Here is a 22,558-nt window from a genome sequence, read left to right as displayed (position 1 = left end):
ATTATTTCACCTTTTATGTGTCCTAATTAAATTGAAGCATCGATAATTTCAAAGGTCTATACAATGACATGACCCTGGCTGTTTAGGGGTGTGGGGATCAATGATTAATCAAGTCTTGGAGCATACTTATCCAGACTATGCCCATATTTAAAACTCCTTACTTCTGTTATGACGTTGTGTTTGGCATCATAGACAACCTCAACAAAGGTCTTGTCGATTGCATAGCAGTTGATTTAAATACTTTAGAAATTTAGTTGTCTAAACTAATTGAAGTTTTCTGTTTTAACCTTTATGCCAAATCTATAAAAAACCTTCGCCTTCAACTTGACCTGTTCATCATACTCCTCCCAAACACCATCTGGTTTACCACCTTTCATTGTTCCTTGTATATGTAACTGTCCATTCTCGTACCAGTTTTTAACAAGACCATCTGGTTTACCATCTTTATATGTTCCTTCCTCTTTCAACTGTCCATTCTCATACCAAATTTGGTAAATCCCTTCTTGTTTACCGTTCTTAAATAACCCTTCCTCTTTTAACTGTCCATTTTCATACCAGTTTTTACCTACACCATCTGGTTTGCCTTCCTGCCATGTTACTTCACCGGCTAACTGTCCATTCTCGTGCCACGTTTTCCCAATTCCTTCTAGTTTACCCTCCTTAAATGTTGCTTCGGCAGATAACTGTCCATTCTCATGCCATCTTTTCCCAATTCCTTCTTGTTTACCCTCCTTGAATAGTCCTTCCTCTTTTAATTGTCCATTATCATACCACATTTTCCCAAGACCATCTTTCATGCCGTACTTAAATGTTGCTTGTTTATGTAACTTTCCATTCTCGTACCATGTTTTACTAATTCCTTCTGTTTTACCGTCCTTCCATGTTTCTTCAGCCGATAACTGTCCATTCTCGTGCCACGTTTTCACAAGACCGTCTTGTTTGCCGTCCTTAAATAGCCCTTCCTCTTTTAACTGTCCATTCTCGTACCACGTTTTAACAAGACCATCTGGTTTACCTTCCTTAAATGTTGCTTCACTAGATAACTGACTATTGTCGTGCCACATTTTCGCAATTCCTTCCAGTTTACCATCATTATATGTTCCTTCCTCTTTCAACTGTCCATTCTCATGCCACATTTTCGCAATTCCTTCAAGTTTACCATCCTTCATTGTTGATTCCCCTTTTAAGTGTCCATTTTCATACCATGCTTTCATATTACCCTCAAATTTACCATCCTTCATTGTTGCTTCTAAAGATAACTGTCCGTTCTCGTACCACATTTTCACAATTCCTTCTGGTTTACCGTCTTTCCATATTCCTTCACCAGATAACTGACCATTCTCATGCCACGATTTAACCTTGCCATTTGCTAAAGAAGAATCGCTTTTCATTACTCTAAGCCCATCTATCATAATGGTATCGTCATAATCAAAAATGTTTTCATCTTGCCCAAATGCAATAAATGAAGAGGCAAAAAGAACTAATAGTAATTTTTTCATAATGGTATAATTTACTGTTTGATTAAATTTAATATGGTCTTTTCTTATGAATGTCCCAATTATTGTATGAAGGATAAGTCAGGACAGATTTTATAAACAGTCAATGTAATTGTAATGCTAAAAATTCACAATGAGGGATATCAGTTTAAATTGCGTTAACTGATACTCATCATTTCTAAATCTAAATTAATAGGGTATTTTGAGGACTTGTGATATCTGATTAAATGATAAATCACCAAATGTTTATAATATTTAGTTATCCTATTTCATCCGTGAACACATTTTTCGGATAGTCTTACAATGGACCGGTGATACTTTTGAATAACTATTTCTGTGAAGAGTTTTAAAAAATTTACTGTTCAATTTTAAAACACAAACCATGACAAGAGTACACATTTTTTTAATATCATTAGTTTTTAGTTTAGGTTGTTCCACGGATAATCCAGAATCAGAAACTGACATCAGTTTATTTTTAGAAACAAATAAGGGTGTTTTATTTGAGAAATATAACCCCACTGACGTATTACGTATGCCTTATTGTAGATTTACAAATAATCTAATGGCACCTATTGAGGAATGGTTTGATTTAGTGATTTGGGGTGAAGGGTGTTATAGATATTCTAATATGGATTATCGGGGTCGTTATGATTCACATGAAATAACGAAAGATTCAGCAACTGAATTTCAATTTGTATTAATTAATAATCATATGTCAGGTGTTGGTATTTTAACTGAAAGTAAAAGAATAAAAACATTTAAAATAACGGGTGATATACTTGAAATTAAAGAAGAGAACTATGATGACAATATTATTACGTCAAATTGGTCAAGTACCTACATTAAATCAGCACGAAATATAGACAATTTAACCATGTGTAATGATTAAAAATCATTAGTTTCCGTGATTATACCATTGAAATGACTCTGGCTGTTTTGGCGGTTATAAGTTCAATAGAATTGGTGATTTATTCATTGTTTCTTTTTTGTGCTGCTATAAATTAAAAAAGGGAGATATTATTCTCCCTTCTAATATTTGAATATAATAATCAGTTTAAATTAAATGTCGCACCTATTCCAACTGAAGAGGCATCAATAGAATCTTTTATCATACTCTGGTAATATCCAAATATATCAGCAGAACCAATTCTTAAACCAATTTTTGGATAATAATAAAATCCTCCCCCATCTGAACCCTCATTAGTTATAATTCCGTATCCCACATCGGCTCCAAAAAACCAATCTTCGCCTAATACAATTCTTGAAGAAAGTGCAACCGGTATAATACCGAGATCCTCTACTTCAAACCCATCAAAATCTTTACTAAAGAAATTGATATATCCTGTTGCAAGTCCTACATCAATACCTTCACTTAAATTAAACAAATAAGACACATCCAATCCAATAGCAAATGACGAAAGGTCATCCCAATCGCCCACTGGAATACCCGCATGTAAACCTAAATTGAATCCTTCGCCGGAGTTAGAATTTTGGGAATTATCTTCCCCACCTTGTGCGCTAATATTTGAGAATCCAAATACAGCAATGATAACAAATAATAATTTTTTCATAATTGTATAATTTAATGTTAGATTAAAATTAAAATGGTCTTTTTTAATGAATGTCCCAATTCCTGTATGAAGGATAAATCAGGACAGATTTCATAAACAATCAATGTAAATGTAATACTAAAAATCCACAATGAGGGATATCAGTTTACATTTAGTTAACTGATGCTCATCATTTCATCTATCACCTGTTCTAATTACATTGTTCATCGTTAATTTTAAAGATGAATACAATGAGAAGATATTTAAAAACGGTTGCGTGTTTTTTGAGTTTGTTGATATTAATTCAAAGCTGTACAGTCTAAAAATCTGCCAATGTCAGCCTTTCTGAGGCGTCTGAATCAAATTCAAAAGTTAAGATTACTACTAATTCTGGAGAAAAAAAGCTATTTGATAGGATTGAACTCTCCGATGACGGCAAGTTTTATGGTATAAAAAGTTTAAGTAAGACAAAAAAAATTTGGATAAACCAAAACCAAGTACAAATAGTCCAACTTCCCGACAAAAAAAAATCCACATTGGTTAATATAGGTGTGGGTACATTGTTAGTAACCGTTGTTGTATTGGCTGCAGTTATTACAATTTTTAATCCTGGCGGGGGGAATTCTAAATAAATTTGCTGTTTCACTTATAAGGCAATGCCACTTTATTATCCTTTCATAAAATGACTAAAAAGGGAATATTTAAATAACACCCCATCATTCTCAAATTCTTAAAAAATTAGCACACATGATTATATCATTGAAATGACCCTGGCTGTTTTGGGGTATAGGGGTCATTTAAGCATGACATATCGAGGTTTTAGAGCATTTTAGGATTTTCCGATGGTTTACCCTGTCTCAAGTATTATCGTTCGTGTATCAGACCTTTTGTTAAAAAGATGCGAGGTCCGTTACTACGGCTTATACACGTTGTTAGCCTTTCGTTATTATATTTATCCTTCCTCAAAATACACCCTCTTAGCAAACAAAGTCTCAGTGCATAATTTGGGGGCTGAGAAACACTCTACTTTTCATACCCGAGACCGTTGTGCGGAATTTTCAAGTCGACAGATTTAAAATGAAAATTGAATAATTTTGTTTTTTATACAATTACTGAGAATAAAAGACGTATGTTTGTGCCGTTCAAGATAGAACAGCTTTTAATAGTAAGGTATTTTTTAGTAATTAGTTAAAGAGTTTACTCTTCTTTCCGTTTTTATTTCATCAACACTTTATTTTTTAAGAATTGAACAGCGTATTAGTCGTCTAGATTTTATAATAAATCAAAGCGAAACGCTAAATAAGCAATCTAATTGGACAAAATTTATTTTTAACTTAAAATTTAAAATGATGCAAGAAGGCACAGTAAAATTTTTTAACAACTCAAAAGGATTTGGGTTTATCAAATCAAATGAATCAGGAGAAGACATCTTTGTACATTCCACTGGTTTGATTGACGACATCAGAGAAGATGACAAAGTTCAATTTAGAACTGAACAAGGAAAAAAAGGATTAAATGCTATTAACGTTGAAGTTGTATATTAATTTGTAACAAGTTAGCAATTTTAATTTTGAATCAAGATTGTCTGAATAGGCAATCTTTTTTATTTCATAATGTATCTGATTAAAAAATACGTACAACACCGTTAATAATTTACTGCTCGTAAAATGTCTAATTCATTTCAACTATTAGTAATATTGGATACAATCCGCATTTAATACTATAACAGTTGTAGATTTCTGATGAGTTAAATAACAAAGGAAATTATATCCTTTACTATTTAACCCTGCATTTGTTCAATATGTATTAAACTTAGTTTTTATTCCTCGGCTTTGTTCAGTGGGGAATGATGTTCGTGAACGATTCTCCATCCATTATCAGTTTTCAGAAATAGAAGTGTCATTTGGTCATTTACGACAACGGAATCTTCTCCAAACTTTAGATGAAAATCAGTGTGAGTAGTAACGTTAGCTATATCGCCATAAACAGCAATTTTAGTGTCGTTCATATCAAATTTTGAGATTTCTGTAACAGAACCGAAAACACCTCTTTCAAAATCTTCATTTTCCCTTGCGCCATTTCTAACTTCTCCATTTTTAAATTCTGTAAACTTTGGGCTATATGCATGGAAAGAAATCAGTCTATCGAGGTCTCCATCTCTTACACTCTGAACTATGCTGTCTATGGTCATATTTATTTCCTGTTTGGCTTCTGGAAATTCATCATTTAAAAGGTCAACTTTTACCTCTACTTTTTCCTCAATTTCTTTACAACTGCTTAGTATGACTCCAAAAGCCATAATTGTTAAAAAGGTTAATTTAATTTTCATAATGTTATATTTAATTGGTTAATATCAATTTATAATCTTTTAAAGTTTTTTTAATTTAAAATTTTGATGTCTTTAAAAAATGGATTGACAGTCTTTTTTATATGTCCGTTTTTTTTGAATAAATTGTGGATTCACTTAAAAAATCAAGTGACCTGTTTTAAAAAAATATAATGCTAAATTATTTTAAGCACAATGGAATACTCGCTGCATAAACTGCAAACAGTGTGTTCTTTTGACCTTAAATGGCTAATAATAATGGGCAGTCTATTTTTCAATACAGTTCTAATGTAAGAAAATTATTTTTAAGGGGGTTTGGTGTGGGTTTCTAATTCAGTTATTCGCCAGTTGAACTTAAATCTTTGGAATTAATTTTATCAATTCTCTATCGTCCTTTTTTTGGATTGAATTCTACTTTTATTAGGACCATGGACAACGGTTGACAGTGTTTAATCTGTTCTGCTTAAACGAAATATTTTACGTTTTTAGATAATACCATGATTATGAGTTTTATGATATAAATCATAGAATTAATGAAAATGAACAGTTAGATTTAGAAGTTGACAATATTTTGTGTTCAATTTTTTCTTTCGTTAATTAATTTATCTGATTAACTCACACAAAGGACTTCTCGATAAACGTAATATCAATCTAAAACAATTAATTATGAAATTTCTATATTCTATAATTTTGGTGTTTTCTTTTCAATTTACACAAGCTCAATTGATTGACGGAACAACTACAATGACACCTGAGGAGCAATTTAACTACCATTCGTTAAAACAAAAAAGAAATAAAACTGCAGCCTGGATTTTATTTGGTAGTGGAATTTTAATGACTATGTCTGGAATTGTCATTAATAGTGCCGATGAATATGTGGAAGTTTTTACTTTAGGTTTGAAAGAAGTTGAAGACGTTCATAAAGGAGATTGGTTAATTTATGTAGGTGGAGCAACAACACTTGCGAGTATACCTTTCTTTATATCTGCAGGGAAACATAAGAGTAAAGCTACAGTTACATTAAAAGCTCAGCAAAATTCAGTTGTGCGGGAAACTTTATATAGCTCAAATTCTTTGGCTATTGGGTTCAAAATAGACTTCTAAAAAATAATATATGATAAAGAACGTGAATTTATTATATCTATTTAAGTTTTTCTTTTTGGTTTTAATTGTTTCATGTACTGAAATATCAAATGCTCAAAGAAAGGATATCGTTATAAGTGAATATCTTTCAAGTAATTCCGATATGATGAAGGTAAAGATGGGTACTCAATGGTTTGGTAGGATTATGAATTTTAAATTCGGTGATTATGCTGTCTTAAGAAAAAGTAGAATGAGTCCTAAAAGAACAGAACAAAAATCAAATTTTTTAGGAACAAAAAACCAGTATGAAACTCGGTATAAATTTGATTTTTTATTAAGTTATAAGGACATCGATACGGCTCTTGTTGAAGCTTTATATACAAGAAAAGTTAATGAGTTATATACTCTTAATATAATTCCAATAGAATTAGTACTTGATGAAATTGTAAAAGATTCAATAAACTTTACAGCTGACATTTCATTAAGAAGTAATAGTAATAATAATTGGAAATTGTTCTTTCATATAAAATCGGGAACTGAGGTTGAATTCAGAAATGAGGGTATTCTTATAAAAGACGATAGAACAATATGGATAAAACAAGTTAGTTCAAATCGAGATGGAAATGATAAAAGAAGGTATCCAGCATTAGGGTATGAATTTTTAGAAAATGGTAACGCAATTTGTGCAGTTCAATACTTTGGAGGTGGTGCATTGGGATATAATAAAAATAGAATTTGGATTGATTCGAATTTAAACGAAGAAATGAAACTAATACTAGCTGCTTCTATGGTAGCCATAATGCAATTGAAATTATCAGAAATGTCAGAATATGAATGACTTAAGACTAAATCATAACAAAAATTATTTTTAAAGACGTCAATAAAATCATTGAGAAACAATAAGAGTGTGTTTTTTGATATTAAACAAGACACTTGATGTTAATTACTGATATCATAAAATGATGCAAACTTCAATAGTTCTTCATTAAAATGGTTCGACAAAACAATATTTGGGGGAGCAACCTAGTAAGAATCTGTACTTAAATGAAGTGCGGCTTTTTTTGTACTTCATTTTGCCTTTAGATTTTACAATTTCTATACATTTTGTTTAATTACAGATCTAATAACAGTAAAATAAAGATGATATTAATTTCTTTGGTTATGAAGTTACCAAGGATATCCCTTAATTCCACATGACTCCTCATCATTCAATATTTCAAAAAAATTAGTCTGCGTCGTCATACCATTGAAATGACTTTGGCTGTTTTGGGGTATAGGGTCTCATTTAAGCATGACATATCGAGGTATTAGAGCGTTTTAGAATTTTCTGATGATATAGGGTTAGAAGGGAATTATTGTTAGTCTGTATAAGGATAAAACACCCCTGTACAAAATGAGTTAAAATTCATTCTTATGTTTTGATATTGGTTTTTTAATTTCCTAGATATTCATTAACATTTTTGATCAACTCTTTTGTTGGCTCTATCAATCTATAATTAGAGGCAATTACTCCAGATTTCCAGGCACGGCGATTATAAATCCAATTGATAAATTCTCGGTTCTGTTTAAGCCCTTCATAGTCTATCGGTACTGCTACCGATTCTCGATTTGTTCTAAAAAATTTATTAAATACATTTCTCGTAACACTATAACGTTGCATTGAGACATCTCTTATTAAGTTAATTACATTTGGATAAGTCATTTCCATTAATTGAATGATTTCCATTCTCAGAGATTCTGATTGAATATTTTTTAAACCAATGGATTTGAGAGATTGATAGGCAGAAGTAGAAATAGTAATTTGTTCAAGATATAATAACCGTCTGAAGCTTAACGAATCATTATAGGGCTTATCGTTTTCTATATGGTCCAAGAGTACATCAATATGTCGGATTCTATTTTTTTGTATTTTAATATTTCGTTCAAACTCTTCAAGGTTTGTTTGAAGATTTATAACTAACTCTTTAAGTATTTGTTCTTCCTGGATTGTGTTCTTTCTTTGCTCATTCCAATTATTCACCTGAAGCGCTAGTAATATCCCAACCATGACCAAAACAATCTCTCCAACAGCATACAACAAATACTTACTAAGCTTGTTTTGTGATAGTAGTTTTAAGCGTATTTTTCTAAAGAATTTTATCATTGGTCAATAGGTTAGTTTTTTAATACCCATCTTTTGCTTTTGGTTTTTTAAATGGAGAGTTAAAAAATCGTTCAGCCATTAAATTAAAAATTTCAGGTTCAAGACGGTAAGCTCTATGACCAGCAGAAGGAACTATAAAAAGGTTGGCTTTTGGAATATTCTCGTATATTTCTATAATATGTTCGAAAGGCATATAATCTGAATCGCCAAAAACAAGAAGAACAGGAGCGTTAATTTTCTTTAGCTCTTCGGTCTCAATATTAGGGTATTTTAGCATTTTTGTGATTAAAGCTTTTCGTCTTATTGTCTCATTGGAATTATCTCCTTTTTTAATTTGCTCTTCCACTTTCTTAAGGTCAGAATTCATTTTATCTATAGACCATTGATGTAAAGCGGTAGAATCAGGTCTTAAATTTGGTGCAGCAGCAATAAGTTTATTTACTTTATCTGGATATTCAATTGCCATCAACAAACCAATAATACCACCATCACTTTGACCAATAATATTAACGGAGTTCAGATTAAGGTGATTAAGTAATTTATAATAGTCATTGGTCATTAACTTGTAAGTCAGTTCTTCCGCACCATTTCCGGACTTTCCCTGGTATCTGCTATCAACTATGATAACAAAATAGTCATCTTTAAAATATTCTATCTGACATCTTCCAGATTTAACAGAGCCACCATTTCCATGTATTAATAATAAGGGTTGTTTAGTAGAGTCTCCATAGGTTTCATAATACATTTTAATGCCATTTATTTGGGCATAATTCCCTCTTTTTTTATTATTTCCATAGTCAATGGTAGTAACACAATTGTGCGTCTGACTAAAAAGATAAAGATTAGAAGTCAGCAGGATGGATAGAATTAAAAGTTTTTTCAAAGTATTATGAGTTCAAATTAACGCCAACGGTTTCGGGTATGATTTCGTTGTGGAATCATCCGCCGGATTATTCCGCCTTAGAAATCTGCCGTTTTGTTTCGTTAAATTTATAGTTTTTGTTCTAATGCACAATGAATTATAGCCATTGTTGGCAATAGTTTTTATTTTAATAAACTGTAAAACGCTTTATCATTTTCCTGCCAACAGCGTTTGGAATTTCAGATATTAGCACAAAATTACCTTTCTCCAGAGTTGCTTCAAAATAACCTGTTTGTCCAGCTGGTAAATCTTCAACTCCTCCTAAAAATAATAACCCTTCAGGTTCAGGTGAACGAAATGCATTAAAGTCAACTATATTTAACCAATTATTTAAATCAGTAACTAAACTGTCATTTTCTATTTTAACCAAATTAACATCATGTCCCATTAGATGTTCGTATTGCTTTTGGTCCTCAAATTTTGCTTCAAACGTGTAATTGCCTGATTTTATTGAATCATTAAAAGTTATTCCTTGTTCACTTGATATACCTATTTTAAAATTACTTTTTGGTGGTTTGTTACCATTTGATTCATTAATTACTTTGAGTTCTTTAATCATACCCATAAAAACATGGCCCAAGCCATTTGGCATCCTAACGTAGCATTCCATTATATATGTTCCAGGTTCGAGGTATATTGTCGATAAGGATGTTGTTTTTTTTGAAGTCAATCCAACTCCACCAGCCAATTCTACTTTGAAGAACCATTCGGGAATATTTTCAAATTCTTTCATTCCAGCTTCCATTTCTCCTTTTTCAAAATGCTCAAATGCAGAGATGAAAGGAGGGAATAAATCCTTTTTGTAGGTAGTTAAACCTAAAGTATCAGGCATTTTTTCTAATATAAAAAAGTGCGGTTCAAACGATTTGTTTATGTATTTAAATGTAGTCCAGCCAGATTTAATTTCATCTACGGTTTCGAAATCCATTCCGTTTGTTACTACCTCAATATAGTTGTTTTCAGATGCTTTTTCGTTTTCTAAAATTTCAGTTTCTTTTTTCTCTTTGCATGAAGTCAAAGCTAATAGCATTAGAATTGTAAAAATTAACAATGAACTTTTTTTGTTTAATTTCATAGTATTAGAATTTAATTTAAATTATTGCCAACGGTATTGTGTATGATTCCGTAGCGAGGAAAAATCACAGATTTTTCAGAGTAGGAATCCTATAACTACCTAAATATATAAAGTTCCCCTTAAAGTGCTAACCGAGCTATGGATTATACACGTTGTTGGGCATTGTAGTTTTTTATTCAGATTAGTTCTGAGGAACTGAAGCATGGATTTGAACAATTTTCCAAGAGTTATTTCTTTTCTCAAGTACACCTGTAATTCTAATATCATTCATTTGAATGTTTTCATTGTCAATGATTAAAATCCAATCACTTACATCCGCAAACCATGCCACATGGCTATTATGACTCAGATAGACATTCATTTTTTTGGAGGTGATTTTGGCCTTATCAAATGCTTCAAATTGAGCTATGTGATTATTTCTCCATTCAGACCAACTATTGTGGAGGTCGGAAATACTTGTACCAAAACTTAACATACTTTCGTCATGAGCCATTACTTCTGACATGAGGTCGATATCCTTATCTTCAAAGGACTGATACAATCGGTTAATAGCTTCTATTACATTTGTTTTTTCAGTACCTGAATCAACCTTAGGTGTACATGAAAACAATAGACACAAAATTGGTAAAGCAATGAGTGGTAAATTTTTAGTATTCATATTTTAAATATTGGTTTTGTGATTCATTCACTATTATGCCCAACTAGTTATATGTTATCAATATAAGTCTTTATCCCTATAATTTAGCCGATAAACAAACATAACCGTTGGTTTCAGTCTTCCTCATTCCAACTAAAAATAAGCAAAAAGTATTCAAAAGGAAACAAGATGACCTAAATCACACCATCATTCTCAAATTCTTAAAAAATTAGCACACATGATTGAACCACTGAAATGACTCTGGCTGTTTTGGGGTGTGGGGTCTCATTTAAGCATGACTAATTGAGGTGTTAGAGCGTTTTAGGGATTTATGATGGTTTTGCCTGTCTAATGAATTATCGTTCGTGTATCAGACCTTTTTCTTTAAAAAGATGGCGAGATATATTTCCCAAACTTTTCTAACTTTAACAACTCAATTCAATAGATTATTATTTTTATCCCGTGGAAATTATAGTTTTTTTGGATTGTTTGTGTTTAATCTAGACTATTATTTATTATGAAAAAACTATTGTTTTTATTCATATTCCTGCCCATAATTTCTCACGCTCAGGAGGATAGAGTTATCGATCCCAGTGAAATATTCATTAAAGATTATATTGCCTATTTCAAGAAGGATTCAACTTTAGTGAATGGACTTGTTAATGGTTGGTATCAGAGACAAGAAAACTTTGGATTTAAGATTGAAGCAACATTTATAGATGGTAAAAGAGATGGATTATTTAAAACTTGGTATGATAACGGGCAGTTGTTAAGTGACGGAAACTACAAGGATGGAAAACCGGAAGGTGTTTGGAAAGAGTGGGATGCGAATGGGCAGTTACGTAGTGAATATTCTTATAAGGATGGAAAAAAGGATGGTATTTGGAAGAAGTGGAATGAGAATGGGCAGGCACTTATTCAAGAAACTTACAAGGATGGAATAATTGATGGTGTTTGGAAAGAATGGCATCAAAATGGGCAGTTATGGAAGGAAAAACCTTATAAGGATGCAAAAAGGGATGGTGTTTGGAAAATCTGGTATGAAGATGGGCATTTATGGAAGGAAGAACCTTATAAGGATGGAGAACCGGATGGTGTTTGGAAGAAGTGGAATTTGGAAGGGAAGTTGTATGGGGAAGAATCTTACAAGGATGGAAAAGAGGATGGTGTTTGGAAAGAGTGGCATCCAAATGGGCAGTTGTTCAGGGAACAATCTTACAAGGATGGAAAAAAGGATGGTGTTTGGAAAGAATGGTCTGAAGAAGGAAAATTGATTCAAGAAATCACCTATGAAGATGGAAAGACGGTTTCAGAAAAGAAATACTAAAAGTTTTATTTTATAAAGACGTCATCCAATTTAGGAGTTACTATATCATAACGCTGTTATGACTTACTGCTTAATAAAGTCACCCCAACTTTCTTATTTTTCAATAAAATTAGCATGCGTGATTATACCATTGAAACGACTCTGGCTGTTTTGGGGTGTAGGGGGTGTTTTAAGCATGACATATCGAGGTTTTAGACTGCTTTAGGATTTTCTAAGGGTTTGCCCTATCTGAGGTGTTATCGTTCGTGTATCAGACCTTTTTCTTTGAAGGGATGGCGAGGTCTTTTCCCCTTGAATCTTCTGCCCCAATTAATGTATCTTTTTAAGGTCAGTTCTTATCTTTCAAAATCCAATTAGATATAAGGTTTAAAACATTCGGCGAAATTGTTTCTTCGATTTGTACATATTCGTATTCTGATCCCGTGTCTGCTGTTTGATATAAATGGTTTACACCTTCAATTAGTTGGATTTCAATATTGTTTTTGTTATTAAATTTAACAGCTTCCTCAATCAATGGCATATTATCAATAGCAGAAACCTGCACATCCTTTTCTCCAAATAATAACAGGGCAGGGCAGTCTATTTCCATATATAAATCTAATACATCTAACGAAATGGAATACCTCCACCAAGGGCTTAACAATTGAGATACTATATGATTCATGCGACCTTCAGGCCAATTCATCCTTTTTATATCTTCTTCAGATAATTCTCTGTAAGCTTTCCACATTTTTTCAGAGGCCAGAATTGAATCTGTGGACTCTTTAACAATGCTGTATAATTTTCTTCGCCACTCCATTTCTAATTCGATGATTTCATTTGGCACATTTTGTGACTCTAATCGGTCTGTTAACTGAGAGATAACGATTTCACCAAAATTTAATATAACTCCAGATAGGGAGATAATAAATTTCACATCATTAGATTGGCTAGCGGTTATCAGAGCGGTCGCACCACCTTCACTGTGGCCTATTAATCCAATTTGATTCACATCAATATCCTTACGATTTTTTAAATATTCAACTGCTGCCAAAGCGTCTGAAGCGAAATCACCTGTGGTTGAGTTATTGAAATCTCCTGAAGAACCACCAAAACCTCTGTCATCCAGGCGTAAAACTGCAATACCGTGTCTGGTTAAATAGTCAGCAATAACCCAGAAGGGCTTATGGCCAGCAATATCCTGATTGCGCCCTTGTTTACCTGAACCAGTAAGCAAAACGACTACTGGAACTTTTGAGCTGGTCTTGGGCAAAGTAAGAGTTCCCGCCAATTTCACATTGGCCATTTTATTTTGAAGTTCTATTTCCTCACTTATATATCCAAAAGGAGCTTTTGGTGTTTGGGGTCTTTTTAACTGTGGAAGCTGGTCAACCTTCCTCAAATTTAAAGCGAATCTCCCTCCTCGTTGCATGTAAATACACGGTATGGAATCTTTATCAGGTCTGAGATGCCCCTTGATGGTAATACCTAAATCATTAATTTTGAAGGTTACTGTATCACCGATTATCAATACCTCATCCATAGGGATGTTACCCGTAGCTTGATCAATAATGTTAAGGGCCGATGAACCATCCTTGTCCACTATAATGCCCATTCTAATTACTGCTGCATTTGGAATTTCTAATTTTCCAAGCCAGTTACCCACTATAATTTGATTTGAATTACTTTGGGCATCCATTTGAATGGGACTAATAAAGAATATTGCAGCAATGAAAAAAAATACTAATAACTTAGAAATATTTTGTAATGTTTTTTGATATGAAATGGTAATACCTGCAAAAAAACCTGTAAATGATGCTACTATATCTGAAAATATTCTTGTGCGTGATACAATATTTGTACTTATTACTCCTAAATATTTAACAACATTTGGTTCTTCAATATTATGTGTTGATGTAATTTTAAATTCATTACTCATGATTTGTTATTATTCTGTTTTTGATTAATAGTTAATTACGAAAAGTACAATTTGTAAGTATCTAACTGCATGACAATTATCATAGAATATTAATTACTAAAAAATTATGTTTAATGTTGGTTTAGACCTTTACAGAGAATAAAATAACACCCATCATTATTAATTTCCCTAATAATTAGTCTGCGTGTTTATACCATTGAAATGACTCTGGCTGTTTTCGGGGTGTGGGGTCTCATTTAAGCATGACTAATCGAGGTATTAGAGGGTTTTAGGGTTTTCTGAGGTTTAACCCTATCTAAGGTATTATCGTTGGTGCATCAGACCTTTTCCATTCTTATAAAAAGAGGATTAATACCCCGATAACATAAAAGAGGCGATATTGTAACAATAGATTTATTATGAAGCGAGTATTAAGAAATAGTCAATTAAGCTTTTATTTAAAATTATGGGTAATCCTGTGAGATAATTACTTATATTAATGGGATAAAATTATGGATATATGCACAACGTGTTTATTCCTTAATCGGATGGTTAATGCTTTTATTATTCTTTACCTTGTCTAAATAAATTAATAGAGAGATATTTTAGATCTCGAGATATTCAATGGTTTAATAAGAAAGAATACAATCTTGATATACAACGAATTATCATTTGGCTTTTTTATTCTTATTCCTTTCTTTTAACTACGTTATATGGATTAACTATTAAAATGACAAATTGCCCAGTCTTTTATTAAAAACTAATAGGTATGATGTTTCTTTACCCATATCATTAGCTAATCCAGTTTGAGCAAATCTATTAAAACTGCATTTTTTTTATAGTTAGTCCTTATCTGTAGAAATGGTTTTTTCATTTGATGATTTATTTCAAGTATCTTTATGTAAAATGAATTTTATATTATAAAAAATTAATGAAACTCTATATTAAATATATGGTAAGCTTAAGATGTAAACTTTTTGTTAAACATGAGCTAGAAAGATTGGGGTTGAATTATAAAAATATTGAACTTGGGATGATCGAATTAAAAGAGGATATTTCGGAATCTCAAAAGCAAGAATTCAAATTAAATTTGGCTAAATCGGGTTTAAAACTAATGGATGATAAAAAAAGAATTCTAATAGATAAAATAAAAAACGTGATTATTGAAATGATTCATTATTCTGATGAAACCCCGAAAGTTAATTATTCAGACTTCATAGCAGAAAAATTGAATTATGATTATACGTATTTATCAAATCTATTTTCAGAAGTAAAAGGAATTACTATTCAGCATTTTATTATTAAACACAAAATAGAAAGAGCAAAAGAATTGATTCTTTATAACGAACTCAATCTTACCGAAATTGCTTATAAATTAAATTACAGTAGTGTCTCTCATTTGTCTAACCAATTTAAAAAGGTAACTGGTCACACACCTTCTTATTACAAAAAAATTGGTCAAAAAAGGAAAAGTAATCTGGAGAATCTGTAAGATGTGTAATCTTATAAACAACTTGTGTAACAGGTATTAAGACATAAGTCCTCATCTTTGTAATAGTAATGCAATTAAGCATTACGCTTAATACAATATTATGGAAACCAAGAACAAGGAAGGTGAGAGAAAGTCTAGTGAGTTATTTAAATTTAAAGGTGATTGGGACAAACAATCAAGAGCATTAAAAGTAAAATTTCCTAAGCTTACATCAGAAGATGTAAAATTTGAGAGTGGTAAAGAGTTAGATTTGATAAAGCGTTTAGAAAACAAGTTAGATAAAGACCGTAATGAAGTGGTAGGGATTTTAAAATCAAACTATACAGCAGTTACAAAAGCAATCTAATCTAATTAATGCCCAAATTTAGTTAAAGAGCAGTTTATTTATAAATTGTTCTTTTTTTAATTATTTCAATCTGTAATATCTGCAACTAAAGGTATTTATTATATAACGAAATTATTGTCATTGATAAAGATATTTGTAATGCTATTAATCAATTAAGGAAGACCAAATATTAATTTATTTGGCTTTAAAAGGCAGACTTAAAAATCTGCTTTTTTTATTCCCATTTCATAGGTTTTATTTTTTGTATAAATGTTATTTGTCTTCTTCCATTTTTGGCCAAGTTTAAATGTATTGGCTTATCCTTAAAAGCAAACCTAATTTTTTGAAATATTGGTTTTAATAGAGTTTTAAGTTTTGTCTGTTTATTTGGTTTAATACCCTTTTTTTTAAAGGTTATGGCGTAATTAATCTGTAAATGATTCATTATATAACTTTTTAATTGTTTCTACAAAGTTGAGACTATTATTTCCTTCAAGTTTACAGCCTATTAATCTATGTTTACATAATTGACTGATATTTTAACCTTGTCAAATAATCTGTGATATCTACAACTTATCTTTTTGTTAATGTAACTAACTAGCTGCTATTAGTGGTATCTTATGTCCTAATCAAATAATTTAGAAGAAGATGTCAAAAGAAAATAAGGGTAAGAAAAAAAATGACAAAACGCCTGCAGCAACAACAGCAAAAGAAAAAAGGGCTGCTAAAGTTTTAAAGCGGAATTTAAAGAGAAATTCAGAATAGTTTTGAAATGGAAAATGAAGATTTTGAGGTAGGAATTACATTTAACCTTTCAAATATCCTAGATTATAATTCTAACGATATTGTAGTTAAAAATATATTAATAAGAGATGCTGTTGTAATTCAATGTCTACTTTTTGATTTTGGAAAAGTTCGAGCTTTTGAAAAGTCACCTTTTTTAAGGTTTATTTATATAGTGGAAGGTAAGGCAGAGGTTGTCATTAATAATAACTCTACTTTTTTACAGAAAGGCGATTCAATACTTATCCCTGGAAATACAGAAAGTTCAATTGAAGCCAACCAACCATTTAAAATGCTTTGCGTAACAGAAAAAAATGACTAGGAATTTATTATGAAAAATTTATTTAAAACTGGCGATATAGTCAGCACAAAAGTTAACCCTAAAAAGCCTTTAAAAGTTAGGCTTTTTGCCAGAAAAGTTTACTATTGTGACGTATACAATCATCCTGAAGAAAAAGAAGAAGTTTATTTTGAGAGGGAAATAGAATTTTATAAAAATAGTTGAATTAATGAAATTCTTACAGTAATGTTCGGTAGGGCTTTGTATATAATTACAATTGTGTTGTGTACAAGAATTTTCGGCATGACTATTCAATAGAGAAATCAGTTGAGATAATTCAGAAACCTTTAGTTTCCCGTTTTCTTTATAAGAAGATTAGCTCGTCATATTGTTAAATACTAACATAACTCTTTAAAATTAGGTATCAAGCTAAGTGTACAAAAACTTACGCTATTAAGAATTGTTATAATGAGATCTTCAAGGTTAGATTTGCTCCAAAAAAAATAGTTCTTGTTGTTGAGGAATCCGAAAACATTTGTAATTCTATCAGAAGAATCTTTCTTAGGCATAGTCAAGGGTTTCGGTTAAACGGTCTTGTGATTATATTCATAAAATCAGTTATAAAAATCAACTTTAATTTAAAACTGACCCTTATCATTGCTTCTTATAGTAGTTTATAAATATTTTACATGTGCTATAATATTTTTAACTACGTTTATGGAAGGGATTAAATTTGTAAGACAAAACAGTAAGGAACGAGAGTTTGCCTCCGAGGTCAGAAGACGAGTTCGTACTTATTTTAAAGAAAACAATAAGTCTATTTACGGTAACTTTAATATGTACGTTAAGTCGGCTGTTATTTTATGTATTTATGTAGTGCCTTTTATAATATTGCTAACCAGACCCGTATCACAATGGACAGGCCTTTTTTTAGCTGTTATCATGGGTGTCGGTGAAGCTGGTGTCGGTATGTCAATTATGCACGATGGGGTACATCAAGCTTATTCTTCTAAAAAATGGGTAAATAATCTCGCATCATCTACAATGCTCCTTTTAGGAAGCAATATTTTCAATTGGAAAATTCAGCATAATCTCAAGCACCATACGTTTACTAATATTTACAATTATGACCCTGATATTTCCAACTTAAAAATTATTCGTCTAAGCAAACATGGGCCGCTCAGAAAGTATCACAGGTATCAGCATCTCTATGCTTTTCCTCTGTATGGCCTTATGACATTTGTAAGGTTGTTTGGTGAAATTGGCGTATTACTTGAGTATAATAGAAAAGGCATCACAAAGCAACAAAATCTTGATCCACGGTGGCAACTAGTAAAACTTATTGGAATTAAGATCATTTATTTTGCAGTTATTATCGGGCTTCCATTATTGTTTACGGATTTTGTTTTCTGGGAAATAATAGTAGGCTTTATTGCCTTGCATGTAACCGCAGGAATGATAATGAGCACAGTTTTTCAAATGGCACATGTAGTAGAAGGTACAGATCAGATTCTGGTTGATAAAGACCATCAAATTAAAAATGATTGGCTGGTACATCAACTTCATGTAACATCAGATTTTGGCAGAAGGAATGGTGTTTTAAGCTGGTATATTGGCGGACTAGATTTCCAAATAGAGCACCATCTTTTTCAAAACATATGTCATGTACATTATGCTGCAATTGCTAGTATTGTCCAAAATACAGCCAAAGAATATGGAATTATTTACAATTTGAAATCCAATATTTTTAGTGCTCTTGCTTCTCATTTTCGCAGGTTAAAAGAGTTGGGTCGAGAGGCCATGCCACTTGAAATTCAATCTGGATAAATATGATTTTATGAAAGTAGAGTAAGAGATATGGTGATATATATAAATGAAAAGAACACTTGATCTCATTATTTTAGATAAATAACCTTGGAATATATAAATAACCTAAATTTAAACTAATTAGTGAACTACACTCAAAAAAGTGTAAAAATAATTTATCAATAGCAGAACAGTTGATTTTAATGTCTTTGGTTATGAAGTTACCAAGGATATCCCTTAATTCCACATGACTCCTCATCATTCAATATTTCAAAAAAATTAGTCTGCGTCGTCATACCATTGAAATAACTCTGGCTGTTTTCGGGGTATAGGGTCTCATTTAAGCATGACATATCGAGGTATGAGAGCGTTTTAGGATTTTCTAATGGTTTACCCTATCTGAGGAATTATCGTTCGTGTATCAGACCTTTTTCTTGAAAGGGATGACGAGGTCTATTCCTCTTGCATATATATCTTATATCTTAAAAAATATAATCAAAAACATACAAAAAGAAGTAAATGAGTGGGTTGACTCATTTTTTAGCACTTAAACTTGACCCACCACGTAATTATTTACGCAGTCCTCTTGCTAATTGGGCGTTCGCTATCCAGTTCGGTCATAAGACCCTGCAGTTCGGGCATGAGTTGTCACCTCGAGGACATTGCTCACTTTGCAAACATGTTTAAGAACTGTATTTAAAAAGACCTTACCTAATCTGAACTTCGGTGTATCTTTTTAATGCTGACGTTTGAGTTTTTTAAGAGGTCGAACCGAGAATAAACACCTCCCAATAGCCTATTACTGTATTAGTTCCGGACTGTTTTCAACAGTACTTATTTAATTATTGGAAGACAAAAGGCTCTTAAACTTAAAACCAACAATTCTCACCTATCTTTTTAATCTTGTCATAGCATTTTCAACTTCACTTCTTTTGTAGTAAATTCTTCCTCCTAATTGGTATGCAATTAATATTTCTTTTTTGGTATAATTGTGGACAGTTGAAAGGTCTACCGAAAGCATCTCAGCAACTTGGTTCCTAGTTAAAAAAACCGGCGGTTCCTTTGGCTCAAAGTTTTTAGTAAATTCTTCCATTTCAGGCAAAATGCTTTCTTTGAGCTTTTCTACTAATCCTTCTGGTGTGATTCCTATAAATTGTACTTGTTGCATTGTAAGTAAATTTTAATTTACAACGCGATAATATTTAAAGTGGAGATTGAGTGTAGAAAGTGTGTAGAAAAATATCTACCCTTTTTTATTTTTTTAAAGTTTGCAAATAATTATTAATTTCAGATTCACGAACTTTTCCTGGATATTTTCCATTCATTAAATGCCTTGCATTGGTCTCATCACAACCTAAGATGATGGCAACTAATTGGTATTTTTTCTTATCTGAAACATTTAGTTTTCTTATTAGAGAATCAATATCTAGAACCGAATCTGCTATTTGGTATCGTTCACTTAAATTAGGTATTCTTCCATCAATTGTTACTCCTTTAGACCTGCCTTCTTTTTTATTTATGACCTCTAAATGGGAGCGTTTTAGCAGATAATAAGCTAATCGAAATTCAACTCTTTTCTTGTTGTCGTCTACTTTCGTCTTAAGAGTATCTTCCAGAGATTTTATCTTACTATTTATGAAATCAGTTTCATGCTTGTTGGGGTTATTTTTTAAATAACTTTGAAGACCATAAAAATAATTTTCCTCTTCGATTTTGAACCAGCTAGGTGTATATCCATTTTCCATAACCCTATTTTAAGAAACAGATTTTATAATGTTCAATAAAGTCGATTTCTTTGCCCTGAGTTCTTTTGTTTTATAATAATCCAAAACAATTTCCACGTGGTCATCATGATTTCGATTTATGTATTGTAAAAGGGTAGATTCCTTTTTATGTCCCGTAATTCGCATAATTACAGGAGTTGGTAGTCTTTTGTAATGTAGTGTAGCAAATGTTCTTCTGCCAGTATGTGTGGAAATATATTCGTACTTTGGGCGAAGCTTTTTTACATTTCTTCCAGTATTTTTATCACGTTTTTTACCCATTACCATCTCATTAATCCCTGCTATCTTGCATAAAGTTTTAAAATGAAAATTCAGTTTTTGTATAGTTACCTTGTAAGGCATACCTTCTTCAAATATTTTTTTAACTTTCGGTAAAACAGGAATAGTTATTGGTTTGTTCCCTTTTTTCTGCTTAATTTTTATGATGTAATCTTCTCCATAGCTTTCAAAGTTACCCTCATTTATTCTGTTAATTAATGTGTCACCTCTTTGCCCTGTAAAACAGGCAAGAATTAACCATTTTCGAGCATTAATTAAGGCTTCAGATGTAAGCTCTGTGATTTCAATCTTACGAATATCTTCTTCGGTTAATGTTATAACATCCATATCATCATCATAAGAAGAAACTCTTTTGAACTTTATAGAATCAAAATCCTTAGCAATAGGAACAAATTCTCTAGCCACTCGTACTACTTTTTGTAAATCTGTAAGTTTCTTAATTGCAGTAGCGGGACTATATTTTTTTTCATTAAATAACCACCTTTTAAGAGACTCAAACATCCTTTTATCAAGTTCCGCAATAGACAATACTGTCTTGCCTTGAAACTCCTTTACAGTATATAATAAGCCCTTGTAGGCCTTAATTCTATTATAGCTCAAGCCATAACCCCCTTTTGAGTTCTCAAAGATGTGTGCGTTTTTAATGATATATTCAATCCAATAGATTACCTCTTCTGGTGTAGTATTGTCCTTTAATCTATTAAACTTTAAATTTATAATGTACTCTAGCCACTTCCCAGAAATTAATTCCCCTTTACTAACCGCTTCATTAAGTTTATTTAAAACAAAAGTTTCTAATTCCCTTAAATTCGCATTAAGATTCTTATTATGCGCCTTCGTTTGCTTAGCAAAACCTCTTACATGACTCCATTCTACTGGGTTTACAAATAGACCAGTCTTCCTCTTTAGAGATGCCCCTCTTCCTAAAGAAAGTCTTAAATAAATAGGTGCGTTGTCGTTTCGACTTTGTAAAAGATACTTTATTGTTGCCATTATAAAAACTTAAATAAAAGTAGATAAATTTTATAACTTAGTCAACATTTAGTCAACATTTAGTCAACCATTTTCAATAATTATCTATAATATTCCATTTGGTAATAATTTCATAATCTCTTAATATTATTGTATTTATAAGTATTGTTACATAATTAAAACAATTTGAAGACACTCCAAAAAAGAAGCGTTCGACTCCCACCTTGAGTACAGATAAAAAGCCGGAATATTTTATTTCGGCTTTTTTGTTTTATGGCATGAGCGAGGTTTACCTCTGCGAATAGAATAAAATAAAAAAGGCACTGCGTCAGCAGGCTTTTTTCACCACGGGCCGGTGGGAACTGTCAAAGGCAAATCCCA

General features: G+C 31.7%; 22 protein-coding genes. 10 read left to right on the top strand and 12 right to left on the bottom strand.

From position 1 onward, the window contains the following. Positions 1 to 263 precede the first annotated feature (263 nt). Positions 264 to 1,499, bottom strand: coding sequence for a toxin-antitoxin system YwqK family antitoxin (locus MR041_RS15345; RefSeq protein ID WP_242095137.1), 1,236 nt, complete (start codon positions 1,497 to 1,499; stop codon positions 264 to 266). A 379-nt stretch (positions 1,500 to 1,878) separates the two neighbouring features. On the opposite strand from MR041_RS15345, the gene MR041_RS15340 reads away from it, so the two are divergent. Beyond that, positions 1,879 to 2,385: a hypothetical protein gene (locus MR041_RS15340; RefSeq protein ID WP_242095136.1), complete on the top strand. Its 507-nt coding sequence runs from the start codon at positions 1,879 to 1,881 to the stop codon at positions 2,383 to 2,385. Between the two features lie 160 nt (positions 2,386 to 2,545). Here the strand turns inward: MR041_RS15340 and MR041_RS15335 are convergent, their stop codons facing one another. Further along, positions 2,546 to 3,067, bottom strand: coding sequence for a hypothetical protein (locus MR041_RS15335; protein WP_242095135.1), 522 nt, complete (start codon positions 3,065 to 3,067; stop codon positions 2,546 to 2,548). A 1,328-nt stretch (positions 3,068 to 4,395) separates the two neighbouring features. On the opposite strand from MR041_RS15335, the gene MR041_RS15330 reads away from it, so the two are divergent. Further along, positions 4,396 to 4,590: a cold-shock protein gene (locus tag MR041_RS15330; RefSeq protein WP_242095144.1), complete on the top strand. Its 195-nt coding sequence runs from the start codon at positions 4,396 to 4,398 to the stop codon at positions 4,588 to 4,590. Positions 4,591 to 4,865: 275 nt separating this feature from the next. Here MR041_RS15330 and MR041_RS15325 read toward each other — a convergent pair whose 3' ends face one another. Further along, positions 4,866 to 5,375 carry a nuclear transport factor 2 family protein gene (locus tag MR041_RS15325; protein ID WP_242095134.1) on the bottom strand — a complete coding sequence of 170 codons (510 nt, stop codon included), beginning with the start codon at positions 5,373 to 5,375 and terminating at the stop codon, positions 4,866 to 4,868. A gap of 663 nt (positions 5,376 to 6,038) precedes the next feature. Here MR041_RS15325 and MR041_RS15320 point away from each other — a divergent pair. Then, a complete protein-coding gene (locus MR041_RS15320; RefSeq protein WP_242095133.1) occupies positions 6,039 to 6,476 on the top strand; it encodes a hypothetical protein in 438 nt (145 codons plus the stop codon). 10 nt (positions 6,477 to 6,486) lie between these two features. Continuing rightward, entirely contained in the window at positions 6,487 to 7,293 is an 807-nt protein-coding gene (locus tag MR041_RS15315) for a hypothetical protein (RefSeq protein ID WP_242095132.1), read from the top strand. Between the two features lie 594 nt (positions 7,294 to 7,887). Here the strand turns inward: MR041_RS15315 and MR041_RS15310 are convergent. From MR041_RS15310 to MR041_RS15295, 4 genes are all read right to left on the bottom strand, one after another. Beyond that, positions 7,888 to 8,598 (bottom strand): DUF6090 family protein, encoded by a 711-nt coding sequence (locus tag MR041_RS15310; RefSeq protein WP_242095131.1) that lies wholly within the window; start codon positions 8,596 to 8,598, stop codon positions 7,888 to 7,890. Between the two features lie 19 nt (positions 8,599 to 8,617). Beyond that, positions 8,618 to 9,481: an alpha/beta fold hydrolase gene (locus tag MR041_RS15305; protein WP_242095130.1), complete on the bottom strand. Its 864-nt coding sequence runs from the start codon at positions 9,479 to 9,481 to the stop codon at positions 8,618 to 8,620. 166 nt (positions 9,482 to 9,647) lie between these two features. Further along, positions 9,648 to 10,595: a hypothetical protein gene (locus MR041_RS15300; RefSeq protein ID WP_242095129.1), complete on the bottom strand. Its 948-nt coding sequence runs from the start codon at positions 10,593 to 10,595 to the stop codon at positions 9,648 to 9,650. Positions 10,596 to 10,776: 181 nt separating this feature from the next. Then, on the bottom strand, positions 10,777 to 11,253 hold the full coding sequence (locus MR041_RS15295; RefSeq protein WP_242095128.1) for a nuclear transport factor 2 family protein: 477 nt from the start codon (positions 11,251 to 11,253) through the stop codon (positions 10,777 to 10,779). A gap of 496 nt (positions 11,254 to 11,749) precedes the next feature. Here MR041_RS15295 and MR041_RS15290 point away from each other — a divergent pair, with 496 nt between their 5' ends. After that, the gene (locus tag MR041_RS15290; RefSeq protein WP_242095127.1) at positions 11,750 to 12,559 is read left to right on the top strand and encodes a toxin-antitoxin system YwqK family antitoxin; all 810 of its coding nucleotides are present in this window, start codon (positions 11,750 to 11,752) and stop codon (positions 12,557 to 12,559) included. 328 nt (positions 12,560 to 12,887) lie between these two features. Here MR041_RS15290 and MR041_RS15285 read toward each other — a convergent pair whose 3' ends face one another. Then, entirely contained in the window at positions 12,888 to 14,477 is a 1,590-nt protein-coding gene (locus tag MR041_RS15285; RefSeq protein WP_242095126.1) for an alpha/beta fold hydrolase, read from the bottom strand. Between the two features lie 910 nt (positions 14,478 to 15,387). On the opposite strand from MR041_RS15285, the gene MR041_RS15280 reads away from it, so the two are divergent. Together MR041_RS15280 and MR041_RS15275 are read left to right on the top strand one after the other, a co-directional pair. Further along, positions 15,388 to 15,948: a helix-turn-helix domain-containing protein gene (locus tag MR041_RS15280; RefSeq protein ID WP_242095125.1), complete on the top strand. Its 561-nt coding sequence runs from the start codon at positions 15,388 to 15,390 to the stop codon at positions 15,946 to 15,948. A 100-nt stretch (positions 15,949 to 16,048) separates the two neighbouring features. Continuing rightward, positions 16,049 to 16,294, top strand: coding sequence for a hypothetical protein (locus MR041_RS15275; protein ID WP_242095124.1), 246 nt, complete (start codon positions 16,049 to 16,051; stop codon positions 16,292 to 16,294). A 214-nt stretch (positions 16,295 to 16,508) separates the two neighbouring features. Here the strand turns inward: MR041_RS15275 and MR041_RS15270 are convergent, their stop codons facing one another. Then, a complete protein-coding gene (locus MR041_RS15270) occupies positions 16,509 to 16,718 on the bottom strand; it encodes a hypothetical protein (RefSeq protein WP_242095123.1) in 210 nt (69 codons plus the stop codon). 327 nt (positions 16,719 to 17,045) lie between these two features. Between MR041_RS15270 and MR041_RS15265 the strand changes: the two genes are divergently transcribed. The 3 genes from MR041_RS15265 to MR041_RS15255 all read left to right on the top strand — a co-directional run bounded on the left by MR041_RS15265 (position 17,046) and on the right by MR041_RS15255 (position 19,163). After that, positions 17,046 to 17,378, top strand: a complete 333-nt coding sequence (locus MR041_RS15265) for a cupin domain-containing protein (protein ID WP_242095122.1) — start codon at positions 17,046 to 17,048, stop codon at positions 17,376 to 17,378. A gap of 9 nt (positions 17,379 to 17,387) precedes the next feature. After that, complete coding sequence (locus MR041_RS15260) at positions 17,388 to 17,561, top strand: hypothetical protein (RefSeq protein ID WP_242095121.1); 174 nt, start codon at positions 17,388 to 17,390, stop codon at positions 17,559 to 17,561. A gap of 492 nt (positions 17,562 to 18,053) precedes the next feature. Next, positions 18,054 to 19,163 carry a fatty acid desaturase family protein gene (locus MR041_RS15255; RefSeq protein ID WP_242095120.1) on the top strand — a complete coding sequence of 370 codons (1,110 nt, stop codon included), beginning with the start codon at positions 18,054 to 18,056 and terminating at the stop codon, positions 19,161 to 19,163. 868 nt (positions 19,164 to 20,031) lie between these two features. Here the strand turns inward: MR041_RS15255 and MR041_RS15250 are convergent. From MR041_RS15250 to MR041_RS15240, 3 genes are all read right to left on the bottom strand, one after another. Beyond that, positions 20,032 to 20,310 carry a helix-turn-helix domain-containing protein gene (locus MR041_RS15250; RefSeq protein WP_242095119.1) on the bottom strand — a complete coding sequence of 93 codons (279 nt, stop codon included), beginning with the start codon at positions 20,308 to 20,310 and terminating at the stop codon, positions 20,032 to 20,034. 85 nt (positions 20,311 to 20,395) lie between these two features. After that, complete coding sequence (locus MR041_RS15245; RefSeq protein WP_242095118.1) at positions 20,396 to 20,887, bottom strand: hypothetical protein; 492 nt, start codon at positions 20,885 to 20,887, stop codon at positions 20,396 to 20,398. A gap of 9 nt (positions 20,888 to 20,896) precedes the next feature. Beyond that, a complete protein-coding gene (locus MR041_RS15240) occupies positions 20,897 to 22,198 on the bottom strand; it encodes a tyrosine-type recombinase/integrase (protein ID WP_242095117.1) in 1,302 nt (433 codons plus the stop codon). Between the last annotated feature and the right edge of the window lie 360 nt (positions 22,199 to 22,558).

Origin of the sequence: Aestuariivivens sediminicola, from assembly GCF_022662015.1 — a bacterium.
Taxonomy (GTDB): domain Bacteria; phylum Bacteroidota; class Bacteroidia; order Flavobacteriales; family Flavobacteriaceae; genus Aestuariivivens; species Aestuariivivens sediminicola.
The sequence above is the reverse complement of the archived record's forward strand: the minus strand, read 5'-3'. Positions and strand labels throughout refer to the sequence as shown.

Excerpts from the sequence above, each read along its gene's own strand:
- MR041_RS15275 (WP_242095124.1), top strand. The coding sequence starts at position 16,049 with ATGGAAACCAAGAACAAGGAAGGTGAGAGAAAGTCTAGTGAGTTATTT.
- MR041_RS15315 (WP_242095132.1), top strand. The coding sequence starts at position 6,487 with ATGATAAAGAACGTGAATTTATTATATCTATTTAAGTTTTTCTTTTTG.
- MR041_RS15310 (WP_242095131.1), bottom strand. The coding sequence starts at position 8,598 with ATGATAAAATTCTTTAGAAAAATACGCTTAAAACTACTATCACAAAAC.
- MR041_RS15250 (WP_242095119.1), bottom strand. The coding sequence starts at position 20,310 with ATGCAACAAGTACAATTTATAGGAATCACACCAGAAGGATTAGTAGAA.
- MR041_RS15325 (WP_242095134.1), bottom strand. The coding sequence starts at position 5,375 with ATGAAAATTAAATTAACCTTTTTAACAATTATGGCTTTTGGAGTCATA.
- MR041_RS15345 (WP_242095137.1), bottom strand. The coding sequence starts at position 1,499 with ATGAAAAAATTACTATTAGTTCTTTTTGCCTCTTCATTTATTGCATTT.
- MR041_RS15240 (WP_242095117.1), bottom strand. The coding sequence starts at position 22,198 with ATGGCAACAATAAAGTATCTTTTACAAAGTCGAAACGACAACGCACCT.
- MR041_RS15300 (WP_242095129.1), bottom strand. The coding sequence starts at position 10,595 with ATGAAATTAAACAAAAAAAGTTCATTGTTAATTTTTACAATTCTAATG.
- MR041_RS15255 (WP_242095120.1), top strand. The coding sequence starts at position 18,054 with ATGGAAGGGATTAAATTTGTAAGACAAAACAGTAAGGAACGAGAGTTT.
- MR041_RS15340 (WP_242095136.1), top strand. The coding sequence starts at position 1,879 with ATGACAAGAGTACACATTTTTTTAATATCATTAGTTTTTAGTTTAGGT.
- MR041_RS15335 (WP_242095135.1), bottom strand. The coding sequence starts at position 3,067 with ATGAAAAAATTATTATTTGTTATCATTGCTGTATTTGGATTCTCAAAT.
- MR041_RS15330 (WP_242095144.1), top strand. The coding sequence starts at position 4,396 with ATGCAAGAAGGCACAGTAAAATTTTTTAACAACTCAAAAGGATTTGGG.
- MR041_RS15285 (WP_242095126.1), bottom strand. The coding sequence starts at position 14,477 with ATGAGTAATGAATTTAAAATTACATCAACACATAATATTGAAGAACCA.
- MR041_RS15280 (WP_242095125.1), top strand. The coding sequence starts at position 15,388 with ATGAAACTCTATATTAAATATATGGTAAGCTTAAGATGTAAACTTTTT.
- MR041_RS15270 (WP_242095123.1), bottom strand. The coding sequence starts at position 16,718 with ATGAATCATTTACAGATTAATTACGCCATAACCTTTAAAAAAAAGGGT.
- MR041_RS15265 (WP_242095122.1), top strand. The coding sequence starts at position 17,046 with ATGGAAAATGAAGATTTTGAGGTAGGAATTACATTTAACCTTTCAAAT.
- MR041_RS15320 (WP_242095133.1), top strand. The coding sequence starts at position 6,039 with ATGAAATTTCTATATTCTATAATTTTGGTGTTTTCTTTTCAATTTACA.
- MR041_RS15290 (WP_242095127.1), top strand. The coding sequence starts at position 11,750 with ATGAAAAAACTATTGTTTTTATTCATATTCCTGCCCATAATTTCTCAC.
- MR041_RS15260 (WP_242095121.1), top strand. The coding sequence starts at position 17,388 with ATGAAAAATTTATTTAAAACTGGCGATATAGTCAGCACAAAAGTTAAC.
- MR041_RS15245 (WP_242095118.1), bottom strand. The coding sequence starts at position 20,887 with ATGGAAAATGGATATACACCTAGCTGGTTCAAAATCGAAGAGGAAAAT.
- MR041_RS15295 (WP_242095128.1), bottom strand. The coding sequence starts at position 11,253 with ATGAATACTAAAAATTTACCACTCATTGCTTTACCAATTTTGTGTCTA.